The sequence below is a fragment of the Flavobacterium sp. DSR3-2 genome (assembly GCF_049896525.1).
Classification (GTDB): Bacteria; Bacteroidota; Bacteroidia; order Flavobacteriales; family Flavobacteriaceae; genus Flavobacterium.
The window spans coordinates 57,668-75,072 of record NZ_JAFCUM010000015.1; the positions used below are offsets into that span (position 1 = coordinate 57,668).

The window sequence follows — 17,405 nt, forward strand, 5'->3', positions numbered from 1 at the left end:
TCCAAGGTTTCTTTTTTAAAGATTCACAAAGCTCTCGCTTTTAGGAAAAATACTTAAGGCCTCCAGTGCAATTGCGGGCGTTGGCGACGCTAATTTTCGAAGTTTAAGGTCCATCCAAGCACCATCAACAGTTATAGTTGCGCATAGTTTATTGTCTTCATTCATGAATTCATGTACAATGGACCAGCGAGAAGCATCCGCATTTACTTTTGAGGTTTTGGTATGCATAAAAATTTTATCCGAAAGTTTTATTTCTTTTCTAAATACACATTCTTCCCTAAAAAGAATAGGACCAAAGCCTTGCGCTTGCATCACTTTCATGGTTAAGCCAAGACTTTCCAGAATTTCGATACGATGTTGTGCGCCAAAGTCATAATAAGCACTGTGTCGAACATGAAAATTAGGGTCAAGATCAGACCAACGAAAGGATAATTCTTTACTAAATGAAGTCATTGTAATTGTTTTTTAAAGTTGTTTGCGTTGTTTTTTGGATTGCTATAAAGCAAAATTAAGACGCATTGATACGGTCAAAACTACGAATAATATGTGGAAAGAAACAGAACTCACAAACCTTTTAATCCTTTTTTAAGGATACGTTGCCCAATGCAATAGGGGGTTTTGTGGTTTTTTTTTCTTCAAAAAAAAAATGTGGCTTGTATTTTGTAAGGGGTAAAAAGGACTATCCAATTTCGGATACTAAAAAATAACAAAAGGATATGAAAAAAATAATTCTGTTGTTGTTGATATCAGGTGGTTTGTACGCTCAAGAACAAGTGTTTAATGTGCAAAGATATTGCATAGATGAGCAACCTTTCAAAAAAAACGAATGCAATGTAGCAGGAAATGAATACTCTTTTGTGTTTCTTGATATTCAAAAGTATAGTGTGGTTCTCTTTCTTACGGCGACAAAGATGAAATATAAAATTGTAGACTCCGGTGTTTTTGCTTCCGACGGGAATTACACCTTTTATACTTTAGAAAATGAGAAAGGTCAAGTAGCAATGCGGATAAACAAACAGCACACTAAAATTGAATTTATTTATCCCAATACGCATGTTTATTTGACGGTTGGGAAGTCTACTAAAGCTATACGATAGGAAAGGGAATTCTAGCTCTTTACGGTTTTGTTGGCTTGTCGTTTATCGTAGTTCGGCGCTGTCGGCTGCGGACTAAATGAAAGTAAAACTGTTAGTGGAATTATTTTTTAGCAACTATCATTGACATCTAAATTTAATATCTCTAATTCTAATGCAGATCCTTTTTTAAAAAGATCAATTAATTTTTTAAATTCTAGCTTGGCGTTAAGTAAAATGCGTATTTTTTTGATTAAAATTTTAAAATTTATTTCCACAACTATGTTGCTAGCTTCTTCGTTTTCTTTTGTTGCAGTAATAAATGGAAAGTTATTTTCGAAATGATAAAAATCTAACATTGTCACCAATTGTTGTCCGATAAAAAAGAAGCTATTAATTTGGCTTGTTTTTTATCGGACAACAATGAATTTAAATAGTTTTTACAATTTATTCATATTGCCTGCTAAAGTTTCTATGAATTTCCCAATTGGACCTTTAATCATCATGGCCATCATAGGATTGAAATCGCCTTCAAAATCTAGTTTTACATCACTTGAAGTCTGAGAAACAGCATCTATATTCGCTACTAAAGTAAATGGAAGTTTGTCGCTCGCTGCCCCTAAAACGATTTTGGTAGGAGCTACTTTTTCTTTCATTTTTAACTTTATTTCTGGCATCCCTTTCAGTCCAAAAATGAAAGCGTCGTCACCAATAACTTCAAATTTAGCAATATTTTCTGGCATTAATTTTTCAAAATTTTTCACATCACTCAGTAAATTGAATAATTCTTGAGCTGATTTTTGAACAGTAACTTTAGCGCTTTCTAAATTCATTGTTTTTATTTTTTATTAGATTTTTTAAACTTCAATAGTCCAAGTAGACGGACTCACATTCCATTCTCTTAGAACCTGTTCTTCGTCCTCATTGATATATCTTTTGGCAACAGCCAAATTCAATAAATTTTGATAATTACTCAACGTAAATAAATCTAGATTTGCACTTTTAAAGTTTTGTTCAGCAACTTTAAAGCCGTAGGTAAAGATAGCGGCCATTCCTTTTACATTAGCACCGGCTTCGCGCAACGCTTCCACCGCTAGCAAACTACTGTTTCCTGTGCTGATTAAATCTTCTACTACAACTACATTTTGTCCTTTTTGTAAAAAACCTTCCACCTGGTTTTGTCTCCCGTGTTTTTTTGGTTCCGGGCGAACATAAACAAACGGCAACCCCATACTTTCCGCTACCAGCATACCAATTCCTATTGCCCCAGTGGCTACACCGGCAATAACATCTGGTTTACCAAATTGCTTCTCTATATTCTTGGAAAATTCATCGCGGACATAATTTCTTACCGCTGGAAATGAGAGAATTAATCGGTTGTCACAATAAATAGGCGATTTCCACCCAGAAGCCCATGTAAAAGGATTTCTTGGATTCAATTTAATTGCATTTATTTGCAAAAGAAATTCGGCTGTTTTTTCGGCTGTATCTTTATTAAAAATCATATTACAAATGTATAAAGTTTTTGTTAACGACAAACCACTTTTTTTGACAAATCACATCTCCAAAGAGACAGATTTTCAATTATTTCTATTAGAAAGCATTGACATAGAGCAACTTATAGTTAAAATCTTTCAAAATAAAATTAATAAGGCCTATCTGTATCATCCGGACGAAAGCTTGATTATGAAGACTTTAAAAGCTAAAATTCCAGTGTGTAAAGCGGGAGGCGGTTTGGTTTATAATAAAAAAGGGGAGGTTTTATTCATTTTTAGAAACGGAAAATGGGATTTACCCAAGGGCGGAATCGAAAAAGGAGAGGAAATCGCAGATACTGCCATGCGTGAAGTAGAAGAGGAGACTGGCGTTAATGGCTTGTCGATATCTCACAAACTTCAAAAAACGTATCATGTTTTTAAACGGAATGGCAAATACAAACTAAAAATTACCCATTGGTTCGAAATGCAGTCTGATTTTGAAGGCACACCACAGGGGCAATTAGAAGAGGGAATTGAGAAAGTAGCCTGGATGAATCCGGAACAAATCAAAGAGGCGCTAAAAAACTCCTATGAAAACATAAAATTATTGTTCGAAGAAGAGAAGCTGCTGAAATAGCACTTCATTTTGTAAACAGAAAAGTTGATATAATAAAGTTTAACACGAATTTCACGAATTCCCACTAATTATTTGGTGGAAATTCGTGCTTAATAAATATTTTAATTCGTGCTTTTTTTTAATTTAAAATGCGATACACAGGATATTGTAAATGTGCCTTTTCATAATAAACAGAATGTTTGTAAATCCAGTCCAGCTGTGCTTCCGGATTATTGATAAAAGTAACGTCACTTTGTTTTTTCAAATCAAATTCGGCTTTTAATTTTGGATTTTCTTTCAAAATCTGTGTTGCCGAATCTTCAAAAACATAATCGGAATAACCTTCTTTTTGTTGTAACATCGTATCGAAAAAATTCCAGTTGAAAAAAGAATCTATTGCTTCCGGTTCCAAAGTTTCCAGTAGGTATTTGATTCCCTTTTGTTGTGTAGGAATAACGTAATCCCCTTTGGCGAAAGCCACTTTCTCTATTTTAGCGGTTACCGAAGTGTTTCGGTGTAAATAATGACCTTCATACGCTGAACTTGTTGTTTTAAAGTCGGCAATTCTATAGCTTTCGACTTCAATTATGGTATCTTTTTTTAGTAGACGATATGTTATCGTATTACTTTTTAATAATTCGATAACAGGCCAAAATCCTCTTGGAATTATATACGCTTCCGGTATGATTATCTCTTTTACCGATTTAAATTCCTTATTGTAAGGAATGTCTTTTTTGAATGGTTTTGTTTTATCATAAAACAGGCGATTTCCAGTTGTTACATCACTTTTTTTGTAACTGGCTTCGTAGCCTAAAAACGAAAAAGGAATCGTTTTTGTACTGTCAATTTCCCATTTTATCGTGTACGATTGTTGTGGTTTATATTGCTCTTCATTTTTCAATCGCAGTTGTTTGATTTTTTGATAATTAGCATCCGTAAAATCAATTGCGGAACGCATGTATTCATACGTCACTTTCACGCGGTCGGCATATTTTTTAAGCATGTGCGTTTCCACCACAAAACCAATGGTATTAAACAATGAAGTATAACCGGTTGCGAATCTTGGGCTTTCAAAAAATTGACCAAAACCTTTTTCTGGTGTGTCCTGAAAAGCATTGACATAAGGCGTAGTTTCAATATTCTTTTTTTGTAAATCTTTCACCAAAGCAGGCATCATTTCAGTATTTAAAAAATCACCTAATACGGTTCCTAATTTATTATGTTGGGTCATAATGTACGTCAGTTTGTATTGGTAATCTGCGCCATTGCTGACGTGATTGTCAATAAAAACATCTGCATTTACTTTATGGAATATTTCTACAAAGCTTTTCGTGTTACGGGTGTCTGATTTTATAAAATCGCGATTCAAGTCATAGTTTCTGGCATTGCCACGAAAGCCATAGATTTCCGGTCCGTCCTGATTGGCTCTTGAAGTGGAGTTTCTGTTTAAAGCGCCGCCAATATTGTACACCGGAATACAAACGATAACGGTGTTTTTTGGCGCTTTTATTTTACCTAAAGCTAAATCTCTAAAAAGCTGCATTGAAGCGTCAATTCCGTCCGGTTCCCCCGCGTGAATTCCGTTATTAAGCAGAATTACCGCTTTGTTTTTTTGGATGGTTCCAAAGTCAAATTGCTTTTCCGGATTAAAAATAACCATGTGCAAAGGCTCACCACTATCTGTCAAACCCATTTTTTGAATTTCGACAGTAGGGAAATCATCCGCCAGAAGTTTGTAGTACGCAATTGTTTCTTGATAAGAGGCAGATTGATTTCCATTACCTTTTTCGAAAAAAGTATCGTATTTGTTGTTTTTTTGTGCAAAAGTACTGATGGAGAATAGTAAAAAAAGGAATGTAAAAAGTCTCATTTTTCGATTTTTGAATGGAATATCAAATGTAGCTTTTTTTAGACAGCTGTAGTTATGAATGTAAGAAAAGGAAATACCCGATTGAAAAAGAATGAAAATTCATAACTCAAAATTCATAACTCACAATTAAAAATTACCTTTGCACCAAATTGAAAAAATGAATAAGAAACACCATTCCAACAATATACTTTTGAATTTAGGCATCGAAAGCCTGAACGAAATGCAGGAAGTAGCGCAAGATACCATCCTGAACGACAATAATGTTTTATTGCTTTCGCCAACAGGTTCCGGAAAAACTTTGGCTTTTTTGTTGCCGATTTTAGAAATGTTACAACCCGAAATTCAATCGGTTCAATGTTTAATTTTGGTTCCGTCACGCGAATTAGGATTGCAGATTGAGCAGGTTTGGAAAAAAATGGGAACTGATTATAAAGTAAATGTGTGCTACGGTGGACATTCTATTGATACCGAAATTAAAAATTTAAGCAATCCGCCAGCAGTTTTAATAGGAACTCCGGGAAGAATCGCGGATCATATCGACAGAGGAACTTTCCGTTTGGATAAAATCCAAACGTTGATTCTCGATGAGTTTGATAAATCGTTGCAATTGGGTTTCCATGAACAAATGTCTTTTATAATTGGAAAATTAACGAAACTCAACAAACGCGTTTTGGTTTCGGCCACTTCCGATATTGAAATTCCAAAATATACAAGAGTCGTAAACCCGACTATTTTAGATTTTATTCCAGAAAACGTAGCAGAAACGAATCTTACGATGAAAATGGTCGTTTCGAAAGAAAAAGACAAAATAGGAAGTTTGTTCAATTTGATTTGTTCGTTGAAATCGCAGTCGGCAATAGTTTTTTGTAATCATCGTGACGCTGCAGAACGCATTAGCGATACGTTGAACGAAAAAGGAATTTATGCCACGTATTATCATGGTGGAATGGATCAGGACGAAAGAGAGCGCGCGCTAATCCAGTTCAGAAACGGAAGTGTGAGTTATCTAATCACAACTGACTTGGCAGCCCGTGGACTCGATATCCCTGAAATGAATCATGTAATTCATTATCATTTACCATCCAAAGAAGACGAATTTACGCATAGAAACGGACGTACGGCTCGTATGCTTGCTTCTGGAACTGCTTATATTATTGCTCATGAAAGTGAGAAAAAAATGGATTACATCGATTATGGAATGGAAGCTTTGAAAGTTGAAAATTCCACTTCATTGCCAAAACCACCTGAATTTCAAACCATTTATATCAGTGGAGGGAAGAAAAATAAACTGAATAAAATTGATATCGTAGGTTTCTTTTCCCAAAAAGGGAAATTGGAAAAAGGCGATTTAGGATTAATCGAAGTGAAAGATTTTATCTCTTTTGCAGCGGTGAAATTTAATAAAGTAAAAGACTTGCTTCATGCTATTAAGGACGAAAAAATGAAAGGCAAGAAATTCAAAATCGAAGTGGCGCGAAAAGTGATAAAGAAAGAGGAAGAGTAGTAGTTTTTTAGTGTTTAGTGCTCAGTTTTCAGTTAAAAAAAATCGTTAACAGTAAAATATTTTACTGTTAACGATTTTTTGCTGTAATGGAGTCATTATATACTGAACACTTTTTTTACAGTTCAGTCCATGAAAACTGTGATTGAAAACTATAAATACTATATTTTCTTAACATATTGCGTAATAATAACAATAGTTTGACCATCTACTTTACCTTCAATATATTCGGCGTTTTCATGGTCTAATCTGATGTTACGCACTGCAGTTCCTTGTTTGGCTACCATGCTTGAACCTTTTACTTTCAAATCTTTGATTAAAACGACTGAATCTCCAATTTCAAGAATCACACCGTTGCTGTCACGGTGAATTACTTTGGTTTCGTCTTCTTCGCCTTCACCTGTTGCTTGTGCCCAAGCTAAAGTATCTTCATCTAAATACATTTGGTCCAGTAATTCCTGAGGCCAACCAGAACCACGCAAACGGCTTAACATTCTCCACGCGACAACTTGTACGGCGGTATGTTCGCTCCACATGCTGTCATTCAAACATCTCCAATGATTTAAATCTATGTTATCCGGATTTTCGATTTGGTCGATACAGGTGCTGCAAGCCATTATACTTTCATCTAGCTCACCTTTTTTGGTTGGTAATACTTGATATACTTTTAGATTTTCGGTTGCACCACAAAGTTCACATTTCGATCCGCTACGTTTGCTTAATTCTCTTTCTATACTCATTGTTTGATGGCTTTTATTTTTGGCTAATTTAAGATTTATTGCCTCGTTTCGCAAGTAAAATTGGTAGTGATTATTTGTCAAGTCGAGCGCAGTCGAGACGAATGGATAGTTCTCGACTGCGCTCGACTTGACAAAATCTCTTTAAAATTATTTTACTCGAACTGCATCGGGAACAAGCATTTCATATTGTCCACCATTGCGGATTACATCCCGCACAATGCTTGAGCTGATATACGAAGTTTTTGCTGCGGTCAATAAAAACACGGTTTCTATTTTTGATAGACGACGATTCGTGTGCGCAATTGCTTTTTCAAATTCGAAATCGGCAGGGTTGCGTAAGCCACGAAGGATAAAATTAGCGTTTATTCTGTGGCACAAATCAATTGTCAAACCTTCATAAGTTATTACTGAAACTTTAGGTTCGTTTTTGAATGTTTCTTCAATAAAACGCTTTCTGTCTTCCAATGAAAACATGTATTTTTTTTCGGCATTGATTCCAATGGCAATTACGATTTCATCAAATAAAGAAATACTTCTGTTGATTATGTCTTCATGTCCTAAAGTGATTGGGTCAAATGATCCCGGAAATATTGCTTTTCTCATTATACAAGATATATTTAAATCGAATGGGTTTTCTTTGGGTTGAATTAAGTTTTTCTAAGTGTTCGTATCGCTTCGACCCATTCAGATTTTTCACAAACCCTGCACTCCGCATTTCCTGGTTTATGGCTTTCAGTATTTCCGCAAAAGGTACAGGCATAAACACCTTCAGTTGGAATCGTTTTACTTTTAAGTTTAAATAAGAAAGGCAGAATTGGTAAGCCTGGTTGAACTTCATGGTCTTCATAATAGAAAACACTGATTTCGCCACTAGTTTCCATAAAGGCATTTTTCACCTGTCCTAAATGCTCTACTGATTTTAATCGGAGTTCCGAAAAAAATTCATCTTGTGCCAGACTTTCCTTTTTAAAAGTAGCAATTGAAAATTTGCCTTCGCTGATAATACATTCAGTTTTGCCTTCTATAAACTCTTCAAATCGTTTACTTTTTCCGGTTAGCCAAGTTACTAATCGGTATAAAAGGATAATTACTAGTAATACGGTTATGGGTGGGATTATTCCAACTTCTTCATAAAACATTGGATCTCCGGCTGCTGATCCTAAAGCAATAATGATGACTGTTTCAAAAACAGATAATTGCTTTACGCCACGTTTTCCAGCTACTTTTAATGTCAATAATAAAACGGTGAACATTACCGTGGAACGGAAAATGACTTCTAACAGAAAGGATTCTGGCAAATCATTGTATAATAATCGGTTCCATTCAAAGATTTCTATCATAGCAACATTTTAATTGGTTACCTCCAAACAGGCTATTTCTGAATATTCATCGGAATTTATAAAATCTTTGATGATTGCATTTTTTGTGTTTAATTGATCTGCTAAAAAATCAGTTTTGGTATTTCCAAAACGGAGCCAAATTATTTTTGGCGGATGACCTTTTAGATTTGCTAAATCAAAAAAATCAGCATCAAAAGTTACAATTGTAAATTTGTTTTCTTTGGCATACTTCCATATTTCAAGATCAGAATGATTTTCAATTCCGAGTTGTCTGACTTGTTTTGCTGCAGGGAAATTGGATTTAATTTTAGAGATAATTCTAAAAGAAATGTTTTGATCAAATAACAAACTCACGATGCAATTTGAATTTTACGTTCTCTATCAGCAGCGTAAGTAAGGCAAGCTTTGATTTGATTTTCGTCAATTTCGGGAAAATCTTCAATTATTTCATTTGTCGTCATCCCATTAGCCAGCCAATTTAAAACATCAAAAACAGTAATTCTGGTTCCAATTATTGTTGGTTTACCAAAACGAACACCTGAATTTATTCCGATATATTGTTTGTAATTAATCATAATGAGTTTTTTATACAAAGTTAACGAAATAATCAGTTATTCAGGCGAAGCCAATTCTATTGCATTTGTAAACAAATCTTCTAATGAAATTCCGGCGGCTTTGGCTTGTTGCGGAATCAAACTTTCCGTTGTTAATCCCGGAATAGTGTTCATTTCCAGCATGTGTGGTTCTCCGTTTACCAATATAAATTCGCTTCGGGAAAAACCTTTCATTTTCAGGACTTCGTAAGCACGTTTAGCAATTTCACTCACTTTTTGAGTCATTTCATCCGAAATTCTGGCAGGAGTAATTTCTTGTGATTTACCCAAATATTTGGCTTCATAATCGAAAAAATCATTATCCGAAACAATTTCGGTGATGGGTAAAACGGTTACTTTTCCTTTGTAGTTGATGACTCCTACCGAAACTTCGGTGCCGTCAAGGAAACTTTCTATGATGATTTCGTTGTCTTCTTTGTATGCAACTTCTATTGCGATAGGTAATTCGGCAGCTGTTTTAACTTTTGATATTCCAAAACTGGAACCGGCTTTATTAGGTTTTACAAAACAAGGCAAACCAACTTTAGCGACAATTTCGTCAGTATTGATAGCATCGCCTTTGTTTAAGTAATAGGAAGTGGCGGTTTTGATTCCGTATGGTTTTAGAACAGATAGTAAATCGCGTTTGTTGAACGTTAAAGCTGCTTGGTAATAATCGCAGGAAGTTTGCGGAATGTGCAATAATTCAAAATAAGCCTGCATCAATCCGTCTTCGCCTGGAGTTCCGTGGATGGCATTGAAAACGCAGTCGAAAGTGATTTTGATACCGGCAACAGTCACTGAAAAATCATTTTTATCGATGGGGAATTCGGTGTCATTAGCATCAACATAGACCCATTTTTCTTTGAAAATATGGATTCGGAATCCGTTGTATTTCGTTTTGTCCAAAAATTGATATACTACGTTTCCGCTGATTAGTGAGATTTTATACTCGCTGGAATATCCGCCCATGATGATGGCAATGTTTTTCATTTTGTATCGTTTAATGTTGCAGGTTTAATGTTTAAAGTTTTTGGATTTAATTTTAAAAAGGTTTTCTTATGAAAACGATTTGTTTTTAGCCCCGATAATAGCGATATCCTTTGCTTTTTTTTTTTAAAAAAGCAAAGATACAAGCGAATAGCGGGAAACAGCTTCTGAAATTCATCAAGAATAATCCTAAAAACGATTAAACAAAATTATCATTTTTTTTGAAACGAAATAGCTTTATCTTTGCCGCATATAAAAATAAATTTATGAGTTTACGTAAGTATCTTAGTAGTCGTGTGTTTGTAGTACAAGTATTAATTGCGATTGCCATTATTTTTGCTTTGGGGTATTTGTTTATGCATTGGTTAACTTTTACAACTGATCATGGCAATGAAATTGAGGTTCCAAATTTGAGTAAATTGACTGAAGAGCAAGTGGAGCAAAAGCTGGACGAATTGGATTTAGATTATGTGCTTTTGGATAGCGTCGATTACAGGAGCAATTTTCCGCAATACAGTGTGGTTGAACAAGATCCGACGCCGGGTACAAAGGTAAAAGTAGGTCGAAAAATATATATAAAAATAAATACCTCTGGATTTTCATCCGTGCGAATTCCTGAATTAGTAAATAAAACGTATCGTGAAGCGGTACCTACTTTGAAAGCTTTAGGGCTTGAAGAAGGCGCGGTTACGTATGTTCCAAATCTTGGGAAAGATATGGTCTTGGAAATGCGTTTCAAAGGAAGAAACCTGAAAGCAGGCGACAGAGTTTTGAAATCATCGAAAATCGATTTGGTTTTGGGAGACGGAAAAATGAGTTATGAAGAAGAGGAAAATGCTGCCGATACGCTCGCAGCACCAATAGAAGAAGAAATACCAGTTGATGAGCAATAATATAGAAACAATAGATTTAGAGGACGAGTTATTTGAACATTTCAGGTTTGAAGTTCCCAAAGGCCAAGCGTCGTTGCGAATTGATAAATACTTGATGGGCCTTATTCAAAATGCGACTCGCAATAAAATACAAATCGCTGCTACTGAAGGAAATATTTTTGTAAACGACGCTACGGTAAAGTCGAATTACAAGGTGAAAGCCAATGATGTGGTCCGTGTTATGCTTACGCATCCTCCTTACGAAAACCATATTATTCCCGAGAATATTCCACTTGATGTTGTGTATGAAGATGATACGTTGCTATTGATAAATAAATTGCCAGGAATGGTGGTGCACCCTGGTCATGGGAATTATACCGGAACTTTAGTGCATGCGTTGGCGTATCATTTTGATAATTTGCCAATGAACAGCAGCGAACGTCCCGGATTAGTGCATCGTATTGATAAAGACACTTCAGGTCTATTGGTAATTGCCAAAACCGAGGCGTCGATGACCCATCTTGCCAAACAATTTGAAGCTAAAACTTCCGAAAGAGAGTATGTGGCTTTGGTTTGGGGAAATGTGGTGGCTGATAAAGGAACGATTGAAGGAAACTTAGCAAGACATTTAAAAGATCGCATGCAAATGGCTGTTTTTGCTGATCCGGAAATAGGGAAACCAGCCGTGACGCATTACAAGGTGTTAGAGCGTTTTGGTTATGTGACATTGATTTCTTGCCAACTGGAAACCGGAAGAACACATCAGATTCGGGCACACCTGAAACATATAGGACATCCTTTATTTAATGACGAGCGTTATGGCGGTCATTTGATTTTGAAAGGAACTACGTTTACCAAATACAAACAATTTATAGACAACTGTTTCAAAGCACTACCAAGACAGGCTTTACATGCTAAAACATTAGGTTTTGTGCATCCTACAACCGGCGAGCTGATGCGTTTTGATACGGAACTTCCGCAGGATTTGCAGGATTGTATCGAGAAATGGAGAGGCTATTCAAAATCCCATGGTACGGACGAAGACGAAGAATAAAATAGGAAAGTCTCGATCTTACACTACACACAAAAGTTTAGATAATTTATATTTGATTTTGATACTAATGAGCTCAATATTATATTGGGTTCATTCGTTTAATATTTTTTGAGGTGTGCAATTATTTAATTTTTGTAATGCCTTGACATAAAAATTTTTAAGTATTCAGCATTCTTTTTATTATCAACTCAAATATTTTTTTCTCGTAAACTAACGTATTAATTCTGTAACTAAACTCGTTTAGGTGCATCTGAAGATGCTCTTTATGAACCAAAGAAAAATAACTTCTCAAAGAAGATTTTAATTAATGAATTACAGTGTGTAATTTTTTTGATGACTTTCCTTTGTCACTCCTAATCTGTTTAAAATCAAACTTTTTTTTAACGAATTACATCCATTCTATTTGTCAATTTTTATTGACGCAGATTTAGAAATATGTTTCTCAAATATTTTGCGTATTTATTTGTACAAATAATCTTCAAACTGGTCAAACTACACTCTTTTGATTCCGGTAGTATTATTGGTTTCAACGGCGATTATCAACTTTATTTTTTGGAATATTGCTCCTTTCTTGTTTAAGATTTTCTTTGCCACCTAAAATAAATTCATCGACAAAAATATCAACAATCATTGGCTATGAGGCACTATTTGCCACATTAATTCTAACTTTTTTAATGAAATTAGTTGCCCTATTTGTACTAATTTTTAATTGTTTTGCTGTTTGTTTTGTAGAGAAGCCTTTTGTGATTGCATTAATCTCAAAAACAATTGTAAATGCTTTTCGCACATCAAATCTAACTTTGTGAAAAATAGTATCAACAATTGGGCTTTCAAACATGATGGCAAACGTTACAATCCCGCGCAAAATTCGTTTTACGAATCGTAAATTTTGTGCGATTACATTTCACATTTGAAATCTGCTTTCCACTTTATTTTTGCTAAATATTCTAAGCAATCTAAATCCGTTGTGAACTCATTGTTAAATTTTAAAATACTTTCTCTTGTAAATTTTACGATACTTTGAATAAATGTCAATTGATCAGTAATTATCAAACCCCCAAAAAAAATAATTATACTGTTGCTGTCAATGGACAAGCCGCGATGAGATTAAACCAGCAAAATTCAAAAATTGAATTTCTATATCCCAATACACATGTTTATTTGACGGTTGGGAAGTCAACTAAGGCAGTGAAATAAAAAATGAATTAAAAAGCGTGATTTTATTATTATCCGAACGGATCGTGTTTTTGAAATCAAACATGATCCGTGCGGTTTTTTTTAAACAGTTCTACTAATTTAGGACTTTGAAATTTCTTCCAATACTTTTTTCCCGTTTTCATTATTTGGATCTAGCTCCAATGATTTTTTATAATTGATAATCGCCAGCTTTTTATCTCCGTTTTTTAAATAGGCTTCTCCCAAACTATCGTAGGCATTTCCTGATTTTGAAAACGCTTCTACATTTAGTTTAAAAACTTCTATTGCTTCTTTTACTTTTCCGGTTTGTAACAATTGATATCCTGCGCTATTCATTTCATTTTCGTTGACAGCATAGGTATTTGAATTTTTATTTTCATTAAAATAAGTTAATCCGGATGCAATTCCTTTTTCCAGAATTACGTCTACGAAAGCAACAGCCAATGATTTTTTAGGTAAACTATATGGTTGATTGTACAGAATATTTCTAATAGCTTTACTCATCTCGTTTAAGTTCGTACCGCCCGTATTATTTAACAATACTACTAGATTTTTGTCAGAAGGAATACGGGAAAGCAAGGTGTTGAATCCATTTATTCCACCGCCATGCTCAGTAAGCAGGATACTCTCATTTTTTTCTCCATTGAAAGCCTTATTGATAAACCATCCGTAACCATATTGTCCCGGTCCTGCAGGAATATAGGAATTAAATAACAGCTCTTTATTTTTTGTTGAAAGTAACTGTTCTGTGTAAAGCGCTTGATCCCATAAATACAAATCGTCTACGGTAGCATATAAAGAACCGGCAGCGTAGGGGATAGACAAATCAAGATAACTGGCATTGCTGTAGTTTTTACCGTTTTTCTCATAACCGGAAGCTCTGTTTTTCAGAATCGTTTCATGGTGGTCGAATCCTGTATTATTCATTTTGAGTGGTGTAAGAATATTGTCTTGCAAAAACTGCTCATAGGTTTTACCGGAAACTTTCTCTATAATGTAACCCAATAAAAAATAGCCGGAATTGCTGTACGCAAATTTTTCGCCTGGTGTAAACTCCAGCGGTAAGTCAGCAAATTTTTTCACAAAAGCTTCCGGGCTGTATGGATTGAAACTTATTTCTTTCACGAAAATAGGAAACGAAGTATAATTTGGAATTCCAGATGTGTGCGTCAGTAAATGATGAATAGTGATTTTATCGCCCAATGTTTTAGGATAATCAGGAAGATAGGTTGTAATAGGAACATCCAACTTTAATTTTCCTTGCTCAACTAATTGAAGTATTAGCATGGCGGTAAACTGTTTGGTAACGGAACCCAATCTATGTTTGGTATCCGGTTGGTTCGGGATATTCCATTCCATGTTTGCCATTCCAAATCCCTTTTTATAAATGACTTTACCTGCGTCAGCGACAAGAATGGAGCCGTTAAATTGCCCGTATTCTGAATATAGATTCATCAACTTATCGATTTGTTCTGCTTTTGTTTGGCCAAAGGAAACCGTTATTGTAATTAGCTGAATGAATACACCAATTAGGATTGTCTTTAGTGCAAAATGTTTGGAACGTTGTTTCATGATGATTGTTGGTTTAAGTGATTGATGTTTTTTTTGAATTAATTAATAGCTTTTGTTTTTTGTGTCTTATTTTTATGGACACAGTTTGCAAAAATTCGCTAACGATTGTGGGATGTCAGTGCGGTCGGATAGTTTATTATATTCGAAAACCTAATCCAATTTTTAATAGATTTACGTTTGTATTAAATGTTGTATTTGGGGTTTCTTCAGCAACATTTAACTTCACATAATCATATTGAATCCCTATGAATATTTTAGTAGTTATATCGTAAGCAACTCCAAAATTAGCATTTATTCCACTGTCTGTTTTACTTGAACCTGAAACATCAAATCCGTTATTTGTTCCTGAAGCATCGAAAACCATAAAAGTATATCCAAATCCTATAAATGGGTGTAATTTAGAAATTGATTCTATTGTAAGTTCAGCAAAAAGTTTTGGTTGAATAAGATATGATTTAACTTTAAAGTCTTGATTCCCATTATTGTCATTAGTGTTGTTTACTAAAATTCCACCATTGATAGATGTTCCAATGTTGATATTTTTTATTTTCGAAAATCTATATTTTGCTCCAATGTCAAAAATTCCGTTATAGTTTTCTGCGATAAAATTATCTCCAATTGGAATTGGGTAACTAGCTTCAATGCTAAATTTTGAATCTTGTGAAAATGATTTGATTGATAAGATCAATAGTAATGCTAATAGTAATTTTTGTTTCATAGTTCTTTTTTTATGTGATTGCAACGTCTCGCGCATAGACCTTATGGCGGCGAAACGAACTGAGTTCTTTCGGCTAAGGTAAAGGTTTTTCGAAAGCAAAATCGTGAAGTTGATAAAAACCAGCCATGAGGTTTATGCGCTGTTAGTGACTGGCTTTATATAAATAAAAAAACAGGAAATGACTCCTGTATTTTTAATTTTTGGAATAACCTACTAAGCGTTCAGTTCGCTCAAAATACGTTGAGTAATTGCGACATGTTCTTTAAAAGTAGCTAAGGCAAGTGTTGCTAAATGCCTACCCTGCCTTTCGGCAACAGCAGTTTTGCCTTTCGAATTGTTAAGGTAATCCTGTGCTAAATCACGTAAGAATTCATGATTTTCAAGCTGTGCCTTTATATAGGTTTTATCAAATTCGTTTCCTGGAGGTGTGTTTTTAATTTTTTCTAGCGTAGCTTTCGCTTTTGCATCCATTGGCGGAATTGGTGTGCCTAAATCTTTAAGAACAGTAGTTACTGCAATTGCTTCAGTCAATTCAAAGCCCGCAAATTCCTTTGCGTTTTTCTGTGATGCTTTTTCTGTGGCTATTTTGCTGGTCACTAATGATAATTCTGCAGGCCCAATTACACCCATTCGAAATTCCTTTTCGTTTTTAGCATTTGGGTCATTTTCTTCATCATCTTCGAAAGTAGTAAAGGATTGCATACTTGGCGTTAGAATTGAAATTCCTGTTCCAACAGCTAGAGTACTTAAAAAAGATTTTTTGATAAAGTTGCGTCGAGGTTGTTGCTGATTGTCCATAATTTATTTTTTATTATTATTAAATAAAGTTAACGGGCAATTGAATACTTTTTCTTATATCATTTACTGAAAAAATTATATAATTAACTCATTTTCTGGCTGTTATGAGTCAAGGTTGATAAGCTTACCACCAACGTCAGTTCGTCTAAAAACCTTCAAACGAACTCATTTTAGTTAATCAGTGAGTAAATATATGTGATTTAAACTACAATTAAAATTCTTTTTGGAAAAAAGCATTCTTCATTCTTAGAATAAAACAATCCGTAAAAAGCGTTAAAAACTGCTGTTACAACCCCAAAATACAAAGCCAATACTTTTAAATATTGTTTTAATAGATTTTGGTCGATTAAATTAAATATTCGTCGCAGGTTGTAGGCTGAAAAAATCAATCCAACATCAACTAAGGCATGTTTGATGGTTTTCTTGATCATTATATAATAGAAATCCCATTGGCTTTTTATTACTCTCCCGTAAAGAGTGGGACAGGCTAGGGATGTTCTAATATAGCTTGCCTTCTGCGATAGACTTCATAATTGTTTTCGATTCTAATTTTGTTTTGATAAATCAAATCTGCGTATTGAGAGCGTTCAATGAGTCTGTCTTTGGCATTTTTAGTACATTTTGTAAAGAGTTTGCGATTTACACCGAATAGCGGTTTTTGATCAGCGCGGTCCGCCTGCTTGGTATCTTGGCGGTAGCAAAAGTTCAAGTTTCTGTAAAAGCTGATTTTATGGTAAGGGAATTTGTGTTCAAAAGTAAAGGAAAACACGAAAAAACCAAGCTGAAACCACTCAAAAAAAAAAAAGAGGACCAAATTTTCTTGAAAATACCGGTACAATCTTTACGATAACTCCATAGTGTTCACGGCAGGTAATCGGTTCTCCCGTAAAAACGGGACAGGCTGTTCAACACGGGTTTCATTGTTGGTGCTGCGCACGCAACGAAGCATCCATGTAAAAGCAGTAAATTGAGCCTCAAAATAAATACTAACTG

At 34.7% G+C, this 17,405-nt stretch carries 20 protein-coding genes; 5 read left to right on the top strand and 15 right to left on the bottom strand.

The window, feature by feature from the left end; translation table 11 throughout:
* Positions 1-15 precede the first annotated feature (15 nt).
* A complete protein-coding gene (locus ACP7AV_RS15415; RefSeq protein ID WP_426092700.1) occupies positions 16-453 on the bottom strand; it encodes an acyl-CoA thioesterase in 438 nt (145 codons plus the stop codon).
* A 263-nt stretch (positions 454-716) separates the two neighbouring features.
* On the opposite strand from ACP7AV_RS15415, the gene ACP7AV_RS15420 reads away from it, so the two are divergent.
* A complete protein-coding gene (locus ACP7AV_RS15420; protein WP_426092701.1) occupies positions 717-1,097 on the top strand; it encodes a hypothetical protein in 381 nt (126 codons plus the stop codon).
* Between the two features lie 107 nt (positions 1,098-1,204).
* Here the strand turns inward: ACP7AV_RS15420 and ACP7AV_RS15425 are convergent, their stop codons facing one another.
* From ACP7AV_RS15425 to pyrE, 3 genes are all read right to left on the bottom strand, one after another.
* Positions 1,205-1,432: a hypothetical protein gene (locus tag ACP7AV_RS15425; RefSeq protein WP_426092702.1), complete on the bottom strand. Its 228-nt coding sequence runs from the start codon at positions 1,430-1,432 to the stop codon at positions 1,205-1,207.
* Between the two features lie 81 nt (positions 1,433-1,513).
* Positions 1,514-1,906 carry an SRPBCC family protein gene (locus tag ACP7AV_RS15430; RefSeq protein WP_426063317.1) on the bottom strand — a complete coding sequence of 131 codons (393 nt, stop codon included), beginning with the start codon at positions 1,904-1,906 and terminating at the stop codon, positions 1,514-1,516.
* A 24-nt stretch (positions 1,907-1,930) separates the two neighbouring features.
* The gene (gene pyrE, locus ACP7AV_RS15435; RefSeq protein WP_426063316.1) at positions 1,931-2,578 is read right to left on the bottom strand and encodes an orotate phosphoribosyltransferase; all 648 of its coding nucleotides are present in this window, start codon (positions 2,576-2,578) and stop codon (positions 1,931-1,933) included.
* A gap of 7 nt (positions 2,579-2,585) precedes the next feature.
* On the opposite strand from pyrE, the gene ACP7AV_RS15440 reads away from it, so the two are divergent.
* A complete protein-coding gene (locus ACP7AV_RS15440) occupies positions 2,586-3,188 on the top strand; it encodes an NUDIX hydrolase (RefSeq protein ID WP_426063315.1) in 603 nt (200 codons plus the stop codon).
* 118 nt (positions 3,189-3,306) lie between these two features.
* On the opposite strand, the gene ACP7AV_RS15445 is transcribed toward ACP7AV_RS15440, so the two are convergent.
* Complete coding sequence (locus ACP7AV_RS15445) at positions 3,307-5,037, bottom strand: M14 family metallopeptidase (RefSeq protein WP_426092703.1); 1,731 nt, start codon at positions 5,035-5,037, stop codon at positions 3,307-3,309.
* 157 nt (positions 5,038-5,194) lie between these two features.
* Here ACP7AV_RS15445 and ACP7AV_RS15450 point away from each other — a divergent pair, with 157 nt between their 5' ends.
* Positions 5,195-6,541 (top strand): DEAD/DEAH box helicase, encoded by a 1,347-nt coding sequence (locus ACP7AV_RS15450; RefSeq protein WP_426092704.1) that lies wholly within the window; start codon positions 5,195-5,197, stop codon positions 6,539-6,541.
* Positions 6,542-6,699: 158 nt separating this feature from the next.
* Here the strand turns inward: ACP7AV_RS15450 and ACP7AV_RS15455 are convergent, their stop codons facing one another.
* The 6 genes from ACP7AV_RS15455 to ACP7AV_RS15480 all read right to left on the bottom strand — a co-directional run bounded on the left by ACP7AV_RS15455 (position 6,700) and on the right by ACP7AV_RS15480 (position 10,204).
* Positions 6,700-7,278, bottom strand: a complete 579-nt coding sequence (locus tag ACP7AV_RS15455; protein WP_426092705.1) for a PhnA domain-containing protein — start codon at positions 7,276-7,278, stop codon at positions 6,700-6,702.
* 147 nt (positions 7,279-7,425) lie between these two features.
* On the bottom strand, positions 7,426-7,881 hold the full coding sequence (gene coaD, locus ACP7AV_RS15460) for a pantetheine-phosphate adenylyltransferase (protein WP_426092706.1): 456 nt from the start codon (positions 7,879-7,881) through the stop codon (positions 7,426-7,428).
* A gap of 44 nt (positions 7,882-7,925) precedes the next feature.
* Positions 7,926-8,618 carry a DUF421 domain-containing protein gene (locus ACP7AV_RS15465; RefSeq protein WP_426063310.1) on the bottom strand — a complete coding sequence of 231 codons (693 nt, stop codon included), beginning with the start codon at positions 8,616-8,618 and terminating at the stop codon, positions 7,926-7,928.
* Between the two features lie 9 nt (positions 8,619-8,627).
* Entirely contained in the window at positions 8,628-8,972 is a 345-nt protein-coding gene (locus ACP7AV_RS15470; protein WP_426092707.1) for a DUF5615 family PIN-like protein, read from the bottom strand.
* A complete protein-coding gene (locus ACP7AV_RS15475; protein ID WP_426092708.1) occupies positions 8,969-9,193 on the bottom strand; it encodes a DUF433 domain-containing protein in 225 nt (74 codons plus the stop codon). The genes ACP7AV_RS15470 and ACP7AV_RS15475 overlap by 4 nt, the downstream gene beginning before the upstream one ends.
* 36 nt (positions 9,194-9,229) lie before the next feature.
* Positions 9,230-10,204 carry a D-alanine--D-alanine ligase gene (locus tag ACP7AV_RS15480; protein ID WP_426092709.1) on the bottom strand — a complete coding sequence of 325 codons (975 nt, stop codon included), beginning with the start codon at positions 10,202-10,204 and terminating at the stop codon, positions 9,230-9,232.
* Between the two features lie 263 nt (positions 10,205-10,467).
* On the opposite strand from ACP7AV_RS15480, the gene ACP7AV_RS15485 reads away from it, so the two are divergent.
* Together ACP7AV_RS15485 and ACP7AV_RS15490 are read left to right on the top strand one after the other, a co-directional pair.
* Positions 10,468-11,094 (top strand): PASTA domain-containing protein, encoded by a 627-nt coding sequence (locus tag ACP7AV_RS15485; protein WP_426092710.1) that lies wholly within the window; start codon positions 10,468-10,470, stop codon positions 11,092-11,094.
* The gene (locus tag ACP7AV_RS15490) at positions 11,084-12,127 is read left to right on the top strand and encodes an RluA family pseudouridine synthase (RefSeq protein ID WP_426092711.1); all 1,044 of its coding nucleotides are present in this window, start codon (positions 11,084-11,086) and stop codon (positions 12,125-12,127) included. Before ACP7AV_RS15485 ends, ACP7AV_RS15490 begins: the two co-directional genes overlap by 11 nt.
* Positions 12,128-13,423: 1,296 nt before the next feature.
* Here the strand turns inward: ACP7AV_RS15490 and ACP7AV_RS15495 are convergent.
* The 4 genes from ACP7AV_RS15495 to ACP7AV_RS15510 form a co-directional block, all read right to left on the bottom strand.
* Positions 13,424-14,896 carry a serine hydrolase gene (locus tag ACP7AV_RS15495; protein ID WP_426092712.1) on the bottom strand — a complete coding sequence of 491 codons (1,473 nt, stop codon included), beginning with the start codon at positions 14,894-14,896 and terminating at the stop codon, positions 13,424-13,426.
* A 136-nt stretch (positions 14,897-15,032) separates the two neighbouring features.
* Positions 15,033-15,614, bottom strand: coding sequence for an outer membrane beta-barrel protein (locus tag ACP7AV_RS15500; RefSeq protein WP_426092713.1), 582 nt, complete (start codon positions 15,612-15,614; stop codon positions 15,033-15,035).
* Positions 15,615-15,827: 213 nt separating this feature from the next.
* Entirely contained in the window at positions 15,828-16,412 is a 585-nt protein-coding gene (locus ACP7AV_RS15505; protein ID WP_426092714.1) for a DUF4142 domain-containing protein, read from the bottom strand.
* Between the two features lie 200 nt (positions 16,413-16,612).
* Positions 16,613-16,843, bottom strand: coding sequence for a hypothetical protein (locus tag ACP7AV_RS15510; RefSeq protein WP_426092715.1), 231 nt, complete (start codon positions 16,841-16,843; stop codon positions 16,613-16,615).
* Positions 16,844-17,405: the final 562 nt, after the last annotated feature.

What these genes read in the sequence shown, in the direction of transcription:
- ACP7AV_RS15415 (WP_426092700.1), bottom strand. Translation starts at nt 453, where the DNA reads ATGACTTCATTTAGTAAAGAATTATCCTTTCGTTGGTCTGATCTTGAC.
- ACP7AV_RS15420 (WP_426092701.1), top strand. Translation starts at nt 717, where the DNA reads ATGAAAAAAATAATTCTGTTGTTGTTGATATCAGGTGGTTTGTACGCT.
- ACP7AV_RS15425 (WP_426092702.1), bottom strand. Translation starts at nt 1,432, where the DNA reads ATGTTAGATTTTTATCATTTCGAAAATAACTTTCCATTTATTACTGCA.
- ACP7AV_RS15430 (WP_426063317.1), bottom strand. Translation starts at nt 1,906, where the DNA reads ATGAATTTAGAAAGCGCTAAAGTTACTGTTCAAAAATCAGCTCAAGAA.
- pyrE (WP_426063316.1), bottom strand. Translation starts at nt 2,578, where the DNA reads ATGATTTTTAATAAAGATACAGCCGAAAAAACAGCCGAATTTCTTTTG.
- ACP7AV_RS15440 (WP_426063315.1), top strand. Translation starts at nt 2,586, where the DNA reads ATGTATAAAGTTTTTGTTAACGACAAACCACTTTTTTTGACAAATCAC.
- ACP7AV_RS15445 (WP_426092703.1), bottom strand. Translation starts at nt 5,037, where the DNA reads ATGAGACTTTTTACATTCCTTTTTTTACTATTCTCCATCAGTACTTTT.
- ACP7AV_RS15450 (WP_426092704.1), top strand. Translation starts at nt 5,195, where the DNA reads ATGAATAAGAAACACCATTCCAACAATATACTTTTGAATTTAGGCATC.
- ACP7AV_RS15455 (WP_426092705.1), bottom strand. Translation starts at nt 7,278, where the DNA reads ATGAGTATAGAAAGAGAATTAAGCAAACGTAGCGGATCGAAATGTGAA.
- coaD (WP_426092706.1), bottom strand. Translation starts at nt 7,881, where the DNA reads ATGAGAAAAGCAATATTTCCGGGATCATTTGACCCAATCACTTTAGGA.
- ACP7AV_RS15465 (WP_426063310.1), bottom strand. Translation starts at nt 8,618, where the DNA reads ATGATAGAAATCTTTGAATGGAACCGATTATTATACAATGATTTGCCA.
- ACP7AV_RS15475 (WP_426092708.1), bottom strand. Translation starts at nt 9,193, where the DNA reads ATGATTAATTACAAACAATATATCGGAATAAATTCAGGTGTTCGTTTT.
- ACP7AV_RS15480 (WP_426092709.1), bottom strand. Translation starts at nt 10,204, where the DNA reads ATGAAAAACATTGCCATCATCATGGGCGGATATTCCAGCGAGTATAAA.
- ACP7AV_RS15485 (WP_426092710.1), top strand. Translation starts at nt 10,468, where the DNA reads ATGAGTTTACGTAAGTATCTTAGTAGTCGTGTGTTTGTAGTACAAGTA.
- ACP7AV_RS15490 (WP_426092711.1), top strand. Translation starts at nt 11,084, where the DNA reads ATGAGCAATAATATAGAAACAATAGATTTAGAGGACGAGTTATTTGAA.
- ACP7AV_RS15495 (WP_426092712.1), bottom strand. Translation starts at nt 14,896, where the DNA reads ATGAAACAACGTTCCAAACATTTTGCACTAAAGACAATCCTAATTGGT.
- ACP7AV_RS15500 (WP_426092713.1), bottom strand. Translation starts at nt 15,614, where the DNA reads ATGAAACAAAAATTACTATTAGCATTACTATTGATCTTATCAATCAAA.
- ACP7AV_RS15505 (WP_426092714.1), bottom strand. Translation starts at nt 16,412, where the DNA reads ATGGACAATCAGCAACAACCTCGACGCAACTTTATCAAAAAATCTTTT.
- ACP7AV_RS15510 (WP_426092715.1), bottom strand. Translation starts at nt 16,843, where the DNA reads ATGATCAAGAAAACCATCAAACATGCCTTAGTTGATGTTGGATTGATT.